Source organism: Enterorhabdus sp. P55 (assembly GCF_009911695.1).
Taxonomy (GTDB): Bacteria; Actinomycetota; Coriobacteriia; order Coriobacteriales; family Eggerthellaceae; genus Enterorhabdus.
Map to the genome: position 1 here is coordinate 47,364 of NZ_QWKK01000003.1, position 21,129 is coordinate 68,492.

General features: G+C 69.6%; 1 protein-coding gene (cut by a window edge). It reads left to right on the plus strand.

Going from position 1 to position 21,129, the window contains the following annotated elements:
* Positions 1-20,701: the end of an SdrD B-like domain-containing protein gene (locus D1643_RS00675; protein ID WP_160707647.1), read on the plus strand. It extends 46,445 nt beyond the left edge of the window; the window shows 20,701 of its 67,146 coding nt (coding positions 46,446-67,146); its start codon lies beyond the left edge, outside the window; its stop codon occupies positions 20,699-20,701.
* The last annotated feature ends 428 nt before the right edge of the window (positions 20,702-21,129 follow it).

Genomic DNA, 21,129 nt, shown 5'->3' on the forward strand with positions numbered 1-21,129 from the left:
CGTGGGCCTTATCAAGATCCCGCGGAGCAGCCTGACCGGCAGCGTGTGGGACGACACGGGCAGCCGCGTGTGGGACGACCCGGCCAAGACCGGCTTCACCGACGCCTTCGCCTACGACTACGCCACCGGCTACAACGGCGTCAAGGACGACGGCGAGTCCGGCATCCCCGGCCAGACCGTCTACCTGACGCAGTGGTACTGGGTGCCCGACCAGAAGAGCACCGGCGCCCAGTCCGGTGAGGGCGAGTGGGTGCGCAACGAGCAGTTCGGCAGCGACACCTACACGTCCAACCTGCGCCGCAAGGCCGACGGCGAGGCCGTGGCGCCCTACGCCACCGACCGCGCCACGGGCCTGCCGCTCGCGTACCAGTCCGTCAACCCGGACGGCACCGATGCGTCGGCCGGCATCCTCAAGGTGACCACCGATGCCGACGGCCGGTGGACCGTGGACGGCCTGCCCACCGTGTACGTGACCGAGAACGACGAGTACTACCTGGCCGCGTACCGTACCGAGCTGGCCGACCTGTACCGCGAGCCCGGCTCCAACGCCGTGGACGGCACCGACAACGACTGGTCGCTCACGCGTTACCATGACACCGGCGCCGCGGCGGGCCATCCGGCCGTGAACGCCGTGGTGAACGGCTCGAATTCCGTGGACGCCGACTCCGACGTGGCCGCCGCCGTCAAGACCGACGGCACCGCGGGCACGGCCGGCGGCATGGTCATCGCCAGCCGCGTGGCCGACACCACGGCGGGCGCCGCCTCCGACGGCACCGGGGCCGACCCGGCCACCGATGCCAACCGTACCACCCGCAGCCATGACGGCCAGGTCATCCTGGCCCAGGCCGCCCAGGCTGACAAGAACGTGAACGCCCACATCACCCTGCCTGCGGGCGAGGGCATGGGGCCGCAGGCCGAGACCTACGACTGGATCATGGACCCCGACACGGTGGACGTGGACGGCACCGCGGTAGCCGTGCCCGTCCAGGCCGGCGACGTGGGCCAGGTCCAGGCGCCGCGCCAGGCCATCAGCGGCTTTATGTGGATGGACGGCGACAACGCCGGCAACGGCAACGACGGCCTCTACGACGACGGCACCGTGAGCGGCACGGCCGAGACGCCCGTGGAGGGCCTGGCCGTGGCGCTGGAGCGCTACGTCATCACCGCCGAGCAGCAGGCCGACGGCAGCTTCGCCGTGGCTCCCGACGCCACGTGGGAGCGCGACGCCGACTGGGCCGACAACTGGGCGGCCTACGACGCCGACCCGACCGCGGGCCTGAGGAAGGGCCCGCTGAGCCGCACCGCCCAGACCGGCGCCGACGGCACTTTCAGCTTCGGCGACCTGCCGAGCCAGAAGTACACGCCGGGCGCCGAGCGCGAGGTGACCGAGACCATCGAGGGCGAGGACGGCCAGGTCGAGACGGTGACCCGCATCGAGCGCGACCCGGCCACCATCACCCTGTACGGCTATCGCCTGCGCGTCATCGACCCCACGTTCTGGGAGCGCAACCTCGGCGTGGCCAAGTACCGCCAGGGCGCGAAGGACGCCAACTACCAGGTGGACTCCGACCTCGTCTACGCCGACGGCTACCTCATGGCGCCGGGCGAGTACGACGTGCTGCTCAACGTGGTGAAGGCGGACAACGCGCCGGCCACCAACCGCGTGGAGGCGCCCAGCTCGAACAACTACAACCAGAACACCGCCGACCGCTACGCCCTGGCGGCCAGCCCTGACGCGGCTGCCCCGGCCGCCGGCGCCTACACGCCGGCCTCGGGCGTGACGCGCAACGACGCCTCCACCGCCAACGAGGTGACGGACGAGGGCTTCCTCGACTGGCACAACGTGGCCGCGGACGGCACCACGTCTACGCGCACCCTCGTCTACGACCTGGCGCTCGGCGTCGATCGCGCCTTCAACGACGCCGGCCTGCGCGAGCCGGTGAGCAACGCCATCGCCGGCGTGGTGTTCAACGACACCGACTACGACGGCACCACCCAGCGCGAGGTGACCGCCGACGACGGCACCGGCACCATCGTCACCACTACCGAGGACGAGCCCGGCTACGCCGGCAAGAAGGTCATCCTCAAGCAGTGGCTGTGGAACGCCGAGACCAGCGCGTGGGAGCAGAACACGAGCTTCGGCAACGACTACTACACCCAGGCGGGCGCCAACAAGAGCGCCAACGCCGACGCCACGGTCATCCCCGGCGCCACCTACGACGCGGCCCTGGGCGGCGTGTGGCTGCTGACGGACGCCGACGGCCGCTACGAGTTCGCCGGCCTGCCGGCGCGCCACGTGACGCCGCGCGCCACCACGGACGGCGTGACCGGCGCCGCCACGGAGCGCCTGGCCGGCTACACGGTGGAGGTGCTCGGCAACGACGCCACCGCCGAGCAGTCCATGAACGGCCTGCCCGCCACCCGCATGCAGGTGAACTCCGCCGGCGAGGAGAGCTGGAGCATCGACCCGGCCACCGACCCCGTCAACTCCAACGTGGCCAGCGCCGCGCAGAACGCCGACGCCTCCTACGTGGCCGGCAACTACCCCGTGCGCTGGAACGAGCACACCACCCAGGCTGAGGCCACGGCCGCCGGCGCCACCGACGCCTTCGCCAAGGCCAGCCTGGAGGGCAAGATCGTGCTGGCCGTGCCCACCACGGCCAACGCCGCCGAGGGCGCCATGACCGGCTTCGGCGCCACGCAGGACCAGTACCGCGTGCAGGCCACCGGCAAGGCCAAGGCGGACGACGCCGACGCCACGGTGGACGTGGACTTCGACTTCTCCGTCGGCTTCGACCAGCTGGCCATGAACGCCGGCTTCGGCCTGTTCGGCACGACGAGCGTCTCCGGCCGCATCTGGCAGGACGACAACTTCAACGGCATCTTCGACGGCGCCACCGTGGACGGCTCCGGCAACACCATCGCCGGCGAGCCGCTCGTCGACGGCAAGATCGTCACGCTCACGCAGTGGTACTACGTGGAGGACGCCGACAAGGAGAACGACACCTTCGAGCCTGCCTCTGGCGAGCGCGTGGTGGCCGGTGCGCCGCTGCGCGAGGTGGAGGCAGACGGCAAGGTGGTCGGCGCCTGGATCCAGGTGCCCGGCTTCGTGCGCAGCGCCACCTCCGGCGCCGACGGCAACCTGGGCCACTACGGCTTCGACGGCCTGACGAGCTTCGTGTACGTGGAGGCCGAGGGCGGCAAGAACGTCGTCCGCCAGCCGGGCGCCAAGGCCGGCACCGACCCGCTCGAGAACGAGCACGAGGTGACTGCCGACAAGCTCTATATCACGTCCTACCGCCTGGTGCTGACCGAGATCGCGCCAGACTTCTCGCTGACGCGCCCCTCCGTGGGCATCAAGGTGGAGACCGCCTCCGCGTCGGCCCCGGCGGCCGATGGCACCGTGACCGTCAACCGCACCGAGAAGCCGGCGACGGCACCGAGCAAGCCCGACGGCACCGACGGCGCGGGCAACCCCGTGACCGACGGCACCCTGGGCCGCGAGGACCTGGACTCCGACGCCATCCGCAACCCGGACGGCACCATCGAGATCCGCGAGGAGTTCTTCGACGGCGTCCAGAGCCAGTGGCGCACCGACGGCTACGTGCTGACCGCCGACCACGCCCAGGCGGGCGACGGCCACCAGTACGAGCTGGCCTACGGCTCCGGCGCGTCCGGCACCGTGACCTACGACGTGCCCGACCCGATGGGCGTCCAGCGCGGCGGCGACGTGGGCCTGTTCCGCGTGCCGCGCAGCTCCATCACCGGCGTGCTGTGGAACGACGCGTTCTTCGGCAGCGCTGATGCGCGCACCTACAACGGCATCCGCGACTCTCAGACCGTGGCGGCGCCCGACGGCACCACTACGGTGGAGGAGGAGCCCGGCATCGCCGGCGAGGCCGTCCTCATCACCCAGTGGTACTGGAAGGACGGCACGTGGGTGCAGAACACCCAGTTCGGCCTTGACCGCTACACCTCCAACCGCGACGACGTGAACCGCGTCGCGAGCGACCCGGTGGAGCCCGTCCTCTACGACGGCAACACCAAGGACGCCGCGGCGGGCAACGCCACGGGCACTGTGCTGGCCTACGTCTACGCTGATGCCAAGGGCAACGTCGTGGACGCCAAGGGCACGCTGCACACGGCGGCCACCGCCGGCGCCACGCGCGTCGACGGCGTGCTGGCCCTGGTCACCGCCGAGGACGGCACCTACTACTTCGACAACCTGCCGACGGCCTACGTGTCCGAGGATGACCAGCACTATCTGGCGGCCTACCGCCTGGAGCTGGCCGACGTGGAGCATAAGGAGAACACCGACGGCAGCGACAACCAGTGGCTGCTCACCCGCTACCACACCGATGAGACCGCCGACCGCGAGCTCGACTCCGACGCGGCCGACGTGACGGCCAAGGGCATCGCCGGCGGCATGGTCATCGGCGGCAGCTTCGAGGAGGGCGGCATCCAGACGCGGGCCAACGACGGCCAGGTCATCCTGGCTCAGGAGCGCGTGCTGCCCGCCGGCGCCATCACCAACGCCGACGGCTGCGTGAGCCTGCCCGCCGGCCAGGCCATGGACACCCTGGGCGGCCGCGTCTACGACTGGACGAAGGCAGCGCGCGGCACCGACGTGTTCGGCAACGCCGACGTGGCCACCGTGCGCGGCGGTGACGTGGGCGAGACCCAGGCCCCCATCCAGAAGATCACCGGCCAGCTGTGGTTCGACGACTCCAACGACGGCATCCGCGACGCGTCCGAGGACCTGGCCGCGGGCCTGGACGTGACGCTCGAGCGCTACTACACGCTGGCCACGCTGAACGCGGACGGCACCTTCACGCTGCCGGCCGACGTGCAGTGGCTGCGCGACGACGAGTGGAACGCCGCCGACGGCGCCAAGTCCACGTGGGCGAGCGCCGCGCAGTGGGAGGCCTACGACAAGGACCCGGCCGTGGGGCTGGGCGATGACAACCCGGCCGGCTCGGCGAGCGCCGCGGACGCGGACGTGCCGCGCACCGTGGCCACCGACGCCGACGGCACCTACACCTTCCCCAACCTGATGAGCCAGGAGTGGGTGGGCTCGGGCGCCGACCGCAAGCTGGTGGTGTACGCCTACAAGGCGCGCGTGACCGACCTGGATTGGTGGAACCGCTACTACGGCACCGCCAAGCTCAAGGAGGGCACCGACCGCGACGCCGACTCCGACCTGGTGTACGCCGACGGCTACCTCATGGGCGCCGATGAGTACGACGTGCTGCTGCAGCTCTCTGACGGCAAGTGCTCGCCCAAGTCCAACGGCTTCACCGGCCTGAACTCCAAGAACCCGAACAACCGCAAGGACGAGGCCGCGGGCGGCGTGGCCGACGTGACGAGCGACACCCGCACCTACGACCTGGCGTGGGGCATCGACCGCGACGGCAACGACGGCGGCCTGCGCAAGCCGCAGCTGCAGTCCATCAGCGGCCTTCTGTGGCAGGATGCCGACGGCGCCATGACGCAGCTCGACGGCACCGACTACAACGGCCTGCGCGACGAGGACGAGCCCGGCCTGGCCGGCAAGCGCGTCATCCTCAAGCAGTGGTACTACGTGCCGAGCGCCGACGGCGCCTCCGGCACGTGGCACCAGAACGTGAACTTCGGCAACGACGCCTACACCGACGCCGCCGTGAAGAACGGCGTGGACACGCCGACCGACGGCGCCGCGGCCATGAAGGTGATCCCCGGCTCCACGCTGGACGCCACCCACCGGGGCGTCTGGGTGCTCACGGCCGATGGCTCCGCCGATGCCGAGGCCGGCCGCTACACCTTCGCCAACCTGCCCACCCGCTACGCCGAGCCGCACCAGGGCACCAAGCCCGGCGCCGAGTACCTGGCCGGCTACACGGTGGAGCTGTGGGGCGGCAACGCCGAGGACGCCCTGCAGGGCATCCCGGCCACGCTCTACCAGCAGCCGGCTGACGATGCCACGCCTGCCGACGTGGCGGCCGACGTGCTGAACTCCCAGGCCTACAACGGGCGTGACGTGGTGAGCGCCGGCGCGCTGGCCGGCGGCGCGACCACGCCCTACACCGCGAACAACTACCCGCTGCAGTGGCACGAGCTCACCGCCCAGGACACCTACGCCGCGGGCACGGGCGACGACGCCGTCACGTACACCAAGTACACGATGGACGGCATGATCGTGCTGGCCGGCAAGGCCGAGGACAACAGCCAGGCCTCCACCACGGTGACCTCCGGCGGCCTGAGCTTCGACTGGACGCTCGGTCGCGACGAGGTCAACCTCAACGGCGGCTTCGGCTTCTACGGCACCGCCCAGGTGAGCGGCTTCGTGTTCCAGGACAAGAACGTCGACGGCTTCTACACCGACGACGACGCCCTGGCCGAGGGCGAGAAGAAGACGGGCGACAAGCCGGTGGCCGGCGAGACGCTCCAGATTGCCCAGTGGTTCTTCGTGCCCGCGGGCACGAAGGCCGCCGACGGCCGCGATATGGTGGAGGCCCTCAAGGCCGCCGGCTACCAGGAGACGGCCGATGCCGCCACCAACGACATCGACCGCACCACGAGCGCCGACGGCGTGTGGGTGCGCTCCAAGACGTTCAGCTACCGCACCAACGTATCCGAGCTGCCGGCGGGCGTGACCGTCGACGGCGCGGGCAACACCGTGGCGCTCGACAGCCGCGTCAAGGTGGACGCCGCCGGCTACTTCGAGGGCGCGGTGACCGACGCCGACGGCATCTACGGCTTCGACGAGCTGACCCCCTATGTGTATGTGGATACGCTGGCCGAGGGCGAGGGCGACGCCGCCACGTCCCAGCTGCGCGACATCCAGCCGTACTTCGCGGGCCGCACCCATGTGAACCTGCCCGTGGGCGACGTGGTGATCGGCGGCGCGACCGCAGCCGACGAGGGCGAGCAGCCCGGCGAGCCTGAGCAACCCGCGGAGCCGGTGATCGGCGAGGGCGTGACCGTGGACGCCATCGACGGCGAGGCCGACCCGCTGCGCACCCGCGCGGCCCAGGTGACCTCCGACAAGCTCTATATGGCGGCCTACCGCGTCATCCTGGACGAGGTCGAGCCCGACTACGCCATCACCTTCCCGCATCAGGGCCTGCTGCCCGACCAGAAGCCCGGCCAGGACATCACCACCGATTCTGACGCCGTGCGCAAGACGGGCAACATCATCAACCTCGTCGAGGAGGTCGACGGCGAGACCAAGGCCGACGGCTCCGCCGGCCCGCGCGTCGACGGCTATGTCATCGTGGCCACCGAGCTGGGCGACGACGTCACGGATGACGCCCGCGGCCAGTACCAGATGAACAAGGCCTGCTCGTCGGAGAACACCGAGGCGTTCTACAACGGCAAGCGCTACGACCTGCCGCGGCCCACGACCGAGGTCATGGCGGGCGGCGACGCCGGCCTGGTGGAGCTGCTCAAGGCCAACATCGCCGGCCGCGTGTGGGACGACCGCAACTACGACGGCATCCAGGCCACCAAGACGGTGGACGGCAAGGTGGTCACCGACAACGACGCCGAGCCTGGCATCGCCGGCAACGAGATGCGCCTGACCCAGTGGATCTACGTCTCGCCCGAGAAGTGGGCGCAGTTCGCCGCGGATCACGCCGACCTGGTGACCGGCTCGCAGGACGTGGTGGACGCCGCGCTCGTGCCCGGCTCGGTTGACGCCGACCATCCGCACGGCACGCTCAAGCAGGGCGTGTGGCTGCGCAACCTCCTGTTCGGCAAGGACCGCTACACGGCCTTCACCGATGCGGACGGCGTGCACCATCCCTACGTGACCGATTCTGAGTACCACGGCAACGGCATCGTGAAGGTGTGGACCTCCGACGGCTCCAACGTGGCCAACGGCGGCCAGGAGCAGGGCGTCTACCTCTTCGACAAGCTGCCCACCGTGTGCGTGGTGCAGTCCACCACCGGCGAGGCCGACGAGTTCTACCTGGCGGCCTACCGCGTGGAGATCCCGGCCATGAACCAGACCACGGCCCTCGACGGGCCGAAGGCCGCCGACGGCGCCAACCCGGCCGAGGACGGCGTGGCCGGCAGCGCCGCCGACACGTGGCTGCTCACCCGCCATCGCGCGCTCGACGCCGCGGGCAACGCGCTCGTGTCCACCGACTCCGACGTGGCCGACCTGAGCGCCGGCAACATCGGCGTGGCCGGCGGCTACATCGTGTGCCAGCAGAACTCGCAGAAGCAGGGCGACACGACCGACCGCAAACTCAACGGCCAGATCATCCTGTCTCAGACGACTGACGAGAAGGGCAACACCACCGAGGACGTGAACGACTCCAACAACATGTCCTCCGATGATGTGATCTACGACTGGATGAAGGAGGTGCCCGACGGGTCCGGCCTGTACCATGGCGGCGACATCGGCGAGGTGCTCCCGCCGTACCAGACCATCTCCGGCACCGTGTGGCTGGACAAGTCCAACGACGGCGTCCAGAACACCTACCGCGACGACGTGGCCGGCGTGACGGCTGATGAGCCCGGTATCGCCGGCGTGCAGGTGTCGCTTGAGCGCTACTACTACGTGGCCGACGGCGGCGCCGACTGGAAGTGGGACACGCAGTGGGCGGATGAGGCCCCGACGCAGTTCCGCGACCAGTACGCGTCTGCCCGCAACGACATGGTTCCGGGCGTGGGCGCCTGGGAGAAGGGCGGCGCGAACGTCGATGGCGAGGGCTTCGCGCTCGACGCCGACGGCCACCACGTGTACGACCTGGACGGCTACGGCTACGCCAACGTGCTCACCGACGCCGACGGCCGCTTCTCCTTCGACACGCTCAAGAGCTCCGATGTGCGCCGCGTGGACGCCGCCGGCAACCTGGTGGCGCCCAACGAGGCAGGGGAGTGGCCCGCCGGCTCGCGCGAGGCCGTGGTCATCTACGGCTACAAGGTGCGCCTGACCGACGAGAAGTTCCGCAGCCGCAACCTGCTGGCCGCCAACCTCAAGGTGGACGACCCGGGCGTGGACGGCACCGTTCCCGACTACACCAACGACTCCGACCTGGTGTACACCACCGGCTACGCCATGGCCGACGACGAGTACGCCGTCCTGCTCAACGTGGCTGACGACGACGCGTACCTGACGAGCGACGAGAACGCCGACCCGACCAAGGTGTCGGTGGTCTCGCAGCCGAGCAACGTGGTGAGCGCCGGCAACTCGTTCAACCCGAACCAGGACGAGGCCGACCGCTACGGCCGCCTGCCCGCTCCCACGGGCATGGACCGCTTCACCGCGGAGGACGCCGGCCACGACGGCGCGAGCGCCCTGCTGGCCTACGACCGCGCCAAGGGCGCCGACCGCAGCCGCAACGACCTGGGCATCATGGAGATCCCGACCCACTTCATCAGCGGCTACGTGTGGGCCGACACCAACTACGACGGCGTGTACGACACTACTAATAACAACAAGTTCACCGTGGACGGCAAGCCCTACGAGGAGCGCGGCCTGGTGGGCAAGAAGGTCATCCTCAAGCAGTGGTACTTCAAGCCTGCCGCGGGCGATGCCACCCACACCAAGGGCGAGTGGATCCAGGTGGAGAACTTCACCAACCGCGACGCCGCCCAGGCCAGCGTGGGCCGCTCCGTCTCGCTGGCGACGCTCTCGGCCATCGCCAAGGCCTCCGGCACGCCGGCGGCCCGCGATGCGGCGGTGGAGTGCTCGACGCTCACCCAGGCGGCTGCGGCCGACGGCTCCACGATGGACGGCTACTACCTGTTCGACCGTCTGCCGGTGTACGTGGCCGTGGACGGCACCGAGTACCTGGCCGGCTACACCGTGGAGGTGCAGGGCGGCACGGAGGCGACGGCCCTCAACTTCCCCGTCACCAAGGCGGAGGAGACCCAGGCGGGCCAGAACTCGACGGCGCACGTCATCGGCACCCAGCTGGTGGGCACGACCGACGTGGCCTACCGCCCGGCTGCGGGCGCGGTGGCCGACAACGCCTACGCCAACACCGACTACCCGCTGTTCTGGGGCAACCTGACCGGCCAGGCGTTCATGGAGGATACCTACAACGCGGGCGACGGTGATCCGGCCAACCCGGTGAACGCCGCCGCGACCAACGTGGCCAACACCTCCAACTCCACCCTGGACGGCATGATCGTGCTGGCGGGCAACACCACCGCCTACACCCAGGACGACAACTACCGCGTCATCCAGACCCGCGCCAACGGCGACGGCACCACCACGACGGTGGGCTTCGACATGGCCACGGGCCGCGACGAGGAGCTGCTCTCGGCCGGCTACGGCTACTTCGGCACCTCCACCGTGGGCGGCACCGTGTGGTTCGACGCCGACTTCGATGGCGCCCAGGAGGTGGGCGCCGCCGGCGAGTACGGCATCAACGACCAGGAAGTGCGCCTGACCCAGTGGTACTACCTGAGCGGCACCGCGAACGGCGACGGATCGGTGTTCACCGCCGCGGCCGTGACCAACAACAAGGGCCAGCAGCTGCGCCCGACGCGCACCTTCGCCGTGAAGGCCGCTGACGGCAGCCTGCTCATCGACGACATCGAGCTCACGCGCGACGCCGCCGGCGCGGTGGTGGGCGCCTGGGTGCGCAACCCGAACTTCGGCGACAAGATCATCACCGACGTGCCGCTGTTCGACGAGAACGGCGACCCGGTGCCCAACGTGGACGGCAGCCAGGCCACCAAGCAGGAGGTCAGCTACGCCGGCTACGCGAGCACCCTCACCGGCCCCGACGCCGTGACCGGCGCCGACGGGGTGTACGCCTTCCCCGAGCTGCTGCCCTACGTGCAGTTCGACGCCGACGGCGCGCCGCTCTACCCGGGTGAGGCGGCCGAGGCGGCCACCGACGACGTGCTGGCCATCGCCGCGTACCGCGTGACGCTGTCCAGCCTGCCCGAGGGCCACGTGCTCACGGCCTACCACAGCGCCGCGGCGGCCACCGACGACGATTCCGACGCTGCCCGCGACGTGCTGCGCCAGCAGACGGTTACCAGCTACCCGCAGTTCAAGGCGACCGGCGAGCAGGACGACAATCTCTACGCCCAGTCCACCGGCTTCATCGTGACGGCCAACGCCGCCACTCCGGCGGGCAACACGCCCTACGTCAAGACCATCGGCGGCGTCCGCTACGACGTGGCCAACCAGGTGGCGACGCGCTCCAACGTGAACAGCGGCCTGTACGTGGTGCCGCAGAAGACCATCGACGGCATGGTGTGGGACGACACCGAGGCCGACGACAACACGGCCTCCGACGGCATCCTCGACAACGGCGAGTTGGGCCTCGCCGGCCAGAAGGTGCTCGCCACCCAGTGGTACTTCGTGCCCAAGGGCGACGGCACCGCCGACGATCCGCTCGCCCAGATTCCCGCCGGCTACACGGTGGAGTGGGTGCGCGCCGACGGCTCCGTGGCCGACGAGCCCGCCACCGCCGGCGACGGCTTCCACGCCGTGCCCGCCGGCGTCCAGGGCGCCTGGGTGAAGAACGGCGGCTTCGGCAACGACTGGCTGTCCACCGTGCCCGCCGCTGACGGCTCCGGCACGCGCGTGCCCGCCCAGACCGGCGGCACGCTGGAGGCCGAGGCCGACGGCGCCACGCGCGACGTGGTGTCCGTGCTCACGGCCGATGGCGAGGACGGCACGACGCTCGGCCGCTACGCCTTCGACCACCTGCCCTCCGCGGTCATGAAGACCAACGCCACCACCGGCGTCGACCAGTACTTCCTGGCCGGCTACCGCGTGGAGCTGGAGAAGGTCAACGACACGTCTGCCGACGGCACCGACCCGTGGCACCTGACCTCCTACCAGCAGGGCTCCGACGTGACGAAGGACTCCGACGCGTCGCTCGCCAAGCGCGGCTTCACCGTGAAGGACAGCTTCATCATCGCCAACCGCGACCGCGCCAACGACGGCCAGGTCATCCTGGCCTCGCCGGCGGCCGCCGGCACCGCCGGCATCGCCGAGAGCCTGGTGAACATCCCGGCTAAGCACGCCATGGACACCGCCGACGCCGTCCGCTACGAGTGGACGCTGCCGGCCGACCGCGCGGCAGGCGACGTGGGCGAGATCGAGCCCGCGTACCGCTCCATCGCCGGCTATGTGTGGCGAGACAACGATTACCACGACGGTCTGTACACCCATGAGCCTGGCACCTACGAGGATCTGGACACGGGCGAGGAGATCACCCTGACCAAATCTGAGGAAGGCCGCTTCCCGAAGGTCGTCTACCTGCGCCAGTGGTACTTCGACCCCGAGGCCGATGGCGGTAAGGGCGCCTGGAAGGGCACGCGGGAATACGGCAATGACTACAGCGACACGGCGTCGTTCTGCTGGCGCACCGCGCTGACTGAGCCTGCCGATGCCGACCGCGGCACGCTGAACGGCTACTACGAGTTCAGCGACCTGCCGGTACGCGTCATCGTGGATGGCAGGGAGTACCTGGCCGGCTACACGGTGTGCGTGATGGGTAACCTGGGCTTCACGGCCACTATCACGGAGTCCACGCGTACCGACGACCCCAACGTCGTGCCCTATGACAGCTGGAACTCCAAGAGCCACCCGATGGTGACCTCTACTAGCGGAACGACCCTGATCGAGCGCTATGGCCAGGGCATGTTCCCGCTGTATCGCCAGGTGGCGACCTCTTCGAACGGCGATATCCACACCCTGGACTCCATGCTGGTGCTGGCCGGCTCGCAGACCAAGGACGCCACTGACGGCTCGGTGGCGCCGAGCCAGTACAAGGTGAACGCCACGGACGCCGCGAGCACTCTCGCCCAGTTCGACCTGACCTACGGCAAGAGCGAGAAGCGCATCAACGGCGGCTTCGTGGAGCCCCCGGCGGCCCCCATCACCGGCTATATCTGGAACGACGCCGACTACGATGGCGTGCGAGACGAGGACGAGGAGGGCGTCGCCGGCGTGCGCGTGCGCGTCGAGCAGTATTACTGGGGCCCGCTGACCGATGCGGCCGATGCGCCCTACGGTTGGATCGCCACGGGCGCCGAGATTCTGCCCGCGGTTACTTCCGACGGCGTGGCCGACAGCGACAACGTCCACAACCTGGTGAAGGGCCAGTACTATCTGGAGGCCCTGCCTACCAGCCACAAGCCCGATGAGACCAAGCCCCAGAGCTACCTGGCCGGCTACCGCATCTACGTTGAGTCGCTGCCGGCAGGGGCCACGATCACCCGCGCCCATGCGGCATCCGACCTCGACGGCTACGCCACTGAGTCCGACCTGCTCCGCGGCGCGGCTGATGCCGACCGTAATCTGCCGCTGGTGAACCGCTTCGATCAGAGGAACGACCTCGACGAGGGTGCCACCCAGGCCTCTCGTGCTGATGGCATGGTCATCACCGCACGCAAGAAGCTTAACGACGTGGCGGCTGAGAGCCTGGTCACCTATGAGGGCGTCACCTACGACTTGACCTCCAACGTGCAGATCCAGCAGGGCGGCGACGCCGGCCTGGTGTTCATCCCCTCCACCACCATCGAGGGCGTGGTGTGGGACGACAGCTACCATGCCGAGTCCGACCCGGTCATCGACATCGCCGCCCGCGAGCGCTCCTACAACGGCGTCCGCGACGGCGTGACCTACGACGAGTGGGGCAACGAGGTCATCTCCAAGCCGGAGCCCGGCCTGGAGAACCGCCTCATGAAGATGACCCAGTGGGTGTACGACGACGCCGCTGACACGTGGAGCCTGGTGCCCGGCTCCACGCGCTCGGTGCTGACCGCCGACGAGCTGGTGCGCGACGACGACGGCAACGAGACGGGCGTGGACGAGAACAAGCGCGGCACCTACGCGTTCGCCAACGTGCCCTCGGCCATCATGAGCACCCGCTCCGACACCACGGTGTCGGTGGCCCGCACCTACGACGAGGATCGCCACGCCAACGCCGCCGAGAGCTTCTTCGGCGACACCTACGCGCTTGCGTCCTACCAGGTGGAGCTCATGGGCCTGGACGAGGCGACCTTCGACGAGGACGGCAACCCGGCCGGCGCCAACGCTGACGGCACGGCCGACGGCATGTGGATGCTCACCCGCTACCACCAGGGGACCGATGAGCGCCGCGACTCCGACGCCGAGACCTCCGACCGCACCGGCACCGCTGGCGGCATCGTCGTGAGCGACCAGACCTCCGTGGCCGGCCAGGCTGGCACCCGCGAGGGCTCGCCGGTGGCCGTGGCCGCCGGCAGCGGCGAGGGCGCCCGCATCGTGGTGGCCCGCGAGGGCGTGCAGAAGGGCGAGGGCGTCACTAACGCCACCAACCTGGCCTCGGCTGCGGACTACGTGACCGTGCCGGTGAGCCAGCTGGTGCAGGACGCCACGGCCGCCACGGCCTCCTACGACTGGCTCACCGTGGGCACCGGCACCGTGGCCGGCGGCAACGTCGGCGCTGTGCGTCCCACGCGCCAGTCCATCAACGGCATCCTCTGGGATGACGGCTACCATGAGCTGACCGATCCGGCCATGGACGAGCTGGCCCGCAAGAACGCCAACAACGGCATCCAGGACATCCGCGAGCGCGGCCTGAACGGCTACGCCCTCGACCTCGACCGCTACTGGTACGACACCGACACCGATACGTGGGTGAAGGACGATACCTATCAGTATCAGACCGTCACCCGCACGCCTGATGGCTCCGGCGGCTTCACCGAGCAGGTGACCGACGGCACCACGACGCGCAAGGAGCTCATCACCACCATCGCCCGCCCCGACCTGATGCCCGTGCTCAACCTGGGCACCGGCCAGGCCCTGGAGGGCGCGCGCCTGGTGCAGAACGGCTTCTACGAGTTCGACGACCTGGAGACCGCCGGCATCGTGACCGTGGACGGCAAGGAGCGCCGCGTGGTCTACGGCTACCAGGTGCGCGTGACCGACGAGCGCGTGGTCGACAACAAGATGATGAAGGCCAAGTACCGCGTGAGCGACGCCGACGGCAACCCCGTGGACTACCTGGTCAACTCCGACCTGACCGAGGACAACGAGCTCACCGCCGCCGACGAGTACATCGTGCTGCTGGAGGTGGTGGACAACCAGGGCGCCACGCCGGACGGCCGCGTGTCCCACGAGTCCAACATCATCTACGCCCCGGCCTCCAACAACCATGACCAGACCAAGCCCGCCAAGCGTGACGCCAACGGCGATATCGTCTACGACGTGGACGAGGAGACCGGCAAGAAGACGATCGTGGCGGACGACGACTTCTCCAACGTGAAGAAGGACGGCGCCGGCCGCTTCGCCTACGACCTGATGATGGGCGTGGACCGCACCGGCAACGACGGCGGCCTCATCACGCCGCCCACCTACGACATCTCCGGCTTCGTGTGGGAGGACGCCGACTACGACGGCATCTACAACTACGAGCCCGAGCAGCGCTACGACGCCGACGGCGAGCCGGAGCCCGAGCTGTACTCCGAGCGCGGTTACGGCGGCAAGAAGGTCATCCTGCACAAGTGGTACTTCGACCCGCGGAATGGCTGGGTGCCCGATGGCGATAAGGAGATGCTCACCGACGCGGTGGCGCATCCCGACGGCATCACGGGCTACTACGTGTTCGAGGACCTGCCCACCGCGCGCCTCGGCGCCGACGGCTCCACGTGGTACCTGGCCGGGTACACGCTGGAGGTGAGCGGAGCCAACGACGACGAGGGCATGATGTCGCTGCTCGTCACCGGCTACGAGTGGGATACCACCAAGCGCGATGCGCGCAACAGCAAGGCCCAGCCCATGGCCCAGAACGGGGAGCTCGCGCCCTTCGGCTACGCGGACGGCAACTTCCCCGTGGCCCTGAGCAAGGGTAACGTGCAGACCGGATCGGCGGCTGACGCCGAGGGCGCCGTGGACGGCGACGGCGGCGAGCGCATCTCCAAGAACGTGATGGACGGGCACATCATCCTGGCCGGCATCGCCAACCAGAGCTTCCCCGGCCAGTCCATCAGCACCACGCGCGACGGTCAGAAGCTCGCCTTCGACTTCGCCGGCGGCCAGGACCAGACGGCCATGAACGCCGGCTTCGCGCCGCCGGACTACACCAACCTCATCGGCCTGGTGTGGTACGACGAGAACTACGACGGCCTGTTCGAGGACGAGAACGGCCTGGAGGACATCCAGGTGGTGCTGGCCCAGTACTACTTCGTGCCGCAGATGACCGCCGACGGCCGCCAGCTGTTCTACGACGAGGAGAGCAACAAGGACCTCACCGCCGAGGACATCGCCGCCGACAAGTACCAGAACGTCATGTACTGGGTGGAGGAGGCCGACGGCACCGCCAGCCTGCACATCGACACGCACTACCCGCATCCCGACCTGATCGAGTCGGGTGGCACCGTGTACCTGGTCCAGGGCTCCATGCGCTACCCCTACGATCTGCTCGTCGAGCGCGATCTGCGCACGATGCGCGCCAAGGGCACGTGGGTGCTCAACGACAACTACGACGGCAACGGCGGTCAGAACGCGCCGGACGACGGCGACACGGATCCCGAGGAGCCCACGCTGACCGACGACGAGAAGGCCGAGATCATGGCGCTGGCCGACGCCGACGCCATGCTCGTGTGGATTGCCGACCCGGCTCGCACCCTGGTCCAGCTGAAGGGTCTGGCTGAGCTGCGCGCAGGCTTCATCGACGGCACCGAGACCGGCACGCCGGCCACGGCCGTGAAGGAGGCGCTCGACAAGCGCATCGCCGAGCTGGAGAACCCGGATGCGACCGAGCCGGGCGACGGCGAGGGTGACGGCAGCGGCTCGGGCGACGGCTCGGGCGACGGCGCTGGCGATGGTGCTGGCGACGGCGACGGCTCGGGCGACGGCTCGGGCGACGGCGCTGGCGATGGTGCTGGCGACGGCTCCGGCGAGGGCGCCGAGGGCGGCGACGGCTCCGAGGCGAACCCTGACGGCGAGCAGCCGACGGCTCGTGCGCTCGCGATGCGCCGCGCGGCGGCCCTGCCGCTGGCGGACGACGCCGAGGGCGACGACGAGCCGGCTAAGACGGAGTCGTACCACCAGGTGACCTTCACCGATGCCGACGGCAACTATAACTACGAGAACCTGCCGGCCTACGTGCTCATCGACGACAAGGCCGACCCGACCAATCCCGGCACGGAGAACATCTACCAGCCGCAGGATCCGGCCCAGGCGGCCAAGGACGACGTGAAGTTCGAGACGGCCACGCCGTACCTGGCGGGCTACGCGGTGTTCGTCGTGAAGAAGGGCGAGTACCTGGTCTCCCGCTTCCACGTGGACACCGGCTCCGACAAGACCGACTCCGACCTGCGCGAGTTCGACGCCGTCATGTCGGGCGACTACAACAACATCAACGACCATGACGAGATCTACGCCGTGGTGGCGCGCAAGTCGCGTGAGGGCGACTACGCCAACTTCGCCAACGATCGCTACGAGGTGACCTACAAGGGCATCAAGTACGACCTGGCGAACCGTCTGCGCCTCAAGCACGCCGGCGACGCGGGCCTGGTCACCCAGGATCCCGTGCGCGTGGCCGGCCGCGTGTGGAACGACGCCAACGCCGACGGCCTGCAGGACTTCACTGAGGCCGAGGGGCCGGAGGGCGAGCTCATCCAGGTGCCCACCGAGGACGAGCGCGGCATCAACGGCGCCTACGTGCGGCTGACGCGCTACTGGTACGACATCACGGGCGTCGGCTCGCTCGAGGACGTGCCGGGCCAGGGCCACGACGAGGATCTCACCCCGGACAACTCCGAGCTGCCCGAGGAGACGATCGAGCACATCAACGGCCTGAAGACCGCCATCGAGACGGCGCTTGAGGCCGACGTGGCCGCCGAGCGCGACCTCAACGAGGCCCAGGAGGCCGTCGACGCCGGCAAGCCCGGCGCTGAGGAGGCCCTGGCCGCGGCTCAGGCCCGTAAGGACGAGACCCAGGCTGCCAAGCAGGCGGCCGTGGACGCCGCCGTCGCGTGGATCACCGAGCCCAAGCCGGGTGTGGCCGCCGACGAGTGGATGAAGGGCCCGGCCCGCACCTACGAGGAGCTGCTCGGCTTCGAGAAGGTGGCCTGGACCTACCTCTACGCCTTCACCGAGGGCCCGGACGGCACCATGACCGGCGACCCGGTGTTCGAGGAGCTGCGCGAGGAGTTCTTCGTCTGCACCTTCGTGGTGAGCAAGGACATGGAGTTCGACGACTCCGAGCGTGGCGTGTGGCGTCGCGACTGGTCCTTCAGCCAGGAGGACGTGCCCGTGCTGCGCGAGGGTGCCGAGGGCACCTACACCGACTACTACGACCTGACCGACGCCGACCTGGCTCACCTCTCCGCGCTGCTGCCCGACGAGGTCGTGCTTGACGAGCTGGGCCGCACCACCTTCCCGGGCTCGGTGTTCACCACCACGGTGTCCAACGGCGACTGGGAGTTCTGGGCCAAGGGCACCGGCAACCACTACCTCGAGAAGCGGGGCGAGACGGTGAAGGTGCTCTACGGCTACCGCGCCGAGGTCATCAGCTATCCCGACACCGAGGACTACGTGCCCACGCTGCAGCATGTGGGCGCGGGCGACCCGACGCTGGGGCTCATCGACTCCGACTTCGACGACGCCACCCAGGCCCTGCGCCCGAACGGCGTGGACGTGGTAGACGACGCCAAGCAGAGCCTCACCGACACGGTGCAGGTGGGCAAGCTCATCGTGCTGGCGCGCCTGGCCGATGACAACGAGGCGTCCTCCACGGAGGGCCCCGGCGCCCGCTACTCGCAGATGAGCGGCGGCCAGATCTCGCCGGCCGACCCGTCGGTCGACGAAGAGCCCGAGCCGGAGCCGGAGCCTGAGCCGACTCCTGACCCGGCGGATCCGGACCCGGACTATCCCGACCTGACCGTGGCGGAGTGCGACGCCATTCGCGCCCTGCCCGACGCCGAGGCCGACCTGCTGGCGTGGGTGGCCGACGCCGACCGCACCGTTCACCAGCTGAGGGCCCTGCTGGTGCTGAAGGCCGCGTTCCTCGACGGCGATGGCGCCGCTGCTCCCGAGCAGGCGGCCGTCAAGCAGGCCGTGGCCGACCGCATCGCCGCGCTTGAGGCTGCGGGTGACGGCACCGGCGATGCCGGCGTGTCCGGCGCGGCGCTGCTGTCCGCGGCGGTCGACGCCCTGCCGGCGGTTGCCGCGGCGTCGCGGGCCGACGTGCCGGTGGGCCATGCCGATAGCGTGGACCAGCTGGCTGACATGCTCGACTGGATCGGCAACGCCACGCTCTCGCAGCTGCGCAACCTCACCGACGAGCAGCGTGCCCTCATCGAGGCGCATCAGATGCTGAAGAGCGCCTACGAGGAGCGCCTGGCGTACCTTGAGTCGCTGCTAGGCTCCTCGGGGTGGTCGGACATCAACTGGCGCGACAGCCTCGATCACGGCTATGGCGTGGTCAAGCTGGCCAAGGCCCATATCTCCGGCGTGGTGTGGCTCGACGCCAACTACAACGGCATCCATGATGCGGGCGAGGGCACGGGCATCGCCAACGTGCCGGTCAAGCTGACCCGTTATTGGTACGGCAAGGATGCCAGCGGCCGCATGACCTGGATCGCTGACGACAAGTACAATGCCAAGCCCATCTGCCTGACCAGCTCTGCCGCCGATGGCTCGTGGATCTTCGACGAGCTGGACGTGGCCGGCAAGCGCATGGTGGACGGCGTGGAGACCGTGGTGCTCTACGGCTACCAGGTGACGGTCGAGGACCTGCCGAAGGGCTACGGCGTGACCGTGATGAACCAGGGCTCCGACGAGACGGCGGACTCCGACCTGGACGAGATGACCAAGCTTCTCCAGCCGGCCGACCCGCATGGCGGCATGATCGTGCTGGCGGGCGTGTCTACCCGTCCCGACCTGGCGGTCGCGGGTTCCTCGGTGCACCTGGCCGGCCCGGGCAACACCGCCTGGGTGGTCGGCGAGGGCGTCGACTGCGACTACAACGACACGGGCCTGCTGCCCTACGCGCTGGCCTCCATCGCCGGCATCGTGTTCGAGGATCCGGAGGGCGACGGCCTGAAGGGCTCCACCGCCATCGGCCTGTTCGGCCGCCCGGTGTACCTCGACCGCATGGTGCTCGACGTGGATGCCGAGTTCGGCTTCAACGCCCCGAGCTACGTGTCTACGGCCCTCAAGGCCATCACCGCCGACGGCGTCGACGGCGCGGGCACGTGGACCGAGGTGGCCTCCGCCATGACGGCCGTCGACGGCTCGTACCGCTTCGACAACCTGCCCATGGTGGACGGCCAGGATCGCCCGTATCTGTACCGGGTGCGCTCGATCCTGCCGGATGGCACCGAGTTCGTGGCCGTCAACGTGGGCAACGACGACAACAACGACAGCGACTGGTGGAACCTGCTGGGCTCCCAGACCGTGGGCATCACCCCCGGCATGGCGGTGCTCGGCGCCTTCCACGCCGGCCGCACCGAGCCCAACGCCTACGGCCAGCGCTTCAACCTGCTGACGCCCTACAACTGGACGCCGGAGGTCGGACGTGCCGTCGATTTGGGCATGAAGGTCAAGGACGAGGAGAAGCTCCTCGGTCGTGACCCGCTGCGTCCCTACAAGCTGGTGTGGGACGAGCGCGAGGGCCGCTGGAAGATGCTGCCGCAGACCGGCGACAGCATGCTCCTGCTCAACTGCATGGCCCTCGCCAGCCTGGGTGCCCTCCTCATCCTGCTGTTGGCCATGCGCCGCCGCAAGGACGACGAGGAAGAGGAGTAAGAGATAGGCGGCCGTCTCTCTGGACGGCCGCCTATCAGGCGGGGGAGGGGCGGCCGCTGATGCGGCCGCCCTTTTTTGTGCTGTCCCTGAAGCCGTGGCGGGCTCTGCCGGCTCGCTGGGGCGCCCTCGTCGGCCCGCCAAGGCGGCGGGGCGCTCTGCCGCCCGGCCCCGTCTCCCGCGCTGTCAGCGATAGGCGGCTGCCTATCGGGTCGGCCGCCGATGCGATTCCCTCTTTCCGCCTCGCCCTCAAGCCCCCTCGGCCCCGTCGGCCCGCTAGGACGGAGAGGTGCCCCCCCCGGCTCTGTTCCCCGTGCCGTCTTCTCGGTTCCGTCTCCCCGGCGCCATCCGCTACGCCCCGCGCGCCGCCTCGGCGCGCCCGCGACTGGACGGGGGCCCCGTCCCCGGCGCCCAGCCGGGCGAGCCCCGCG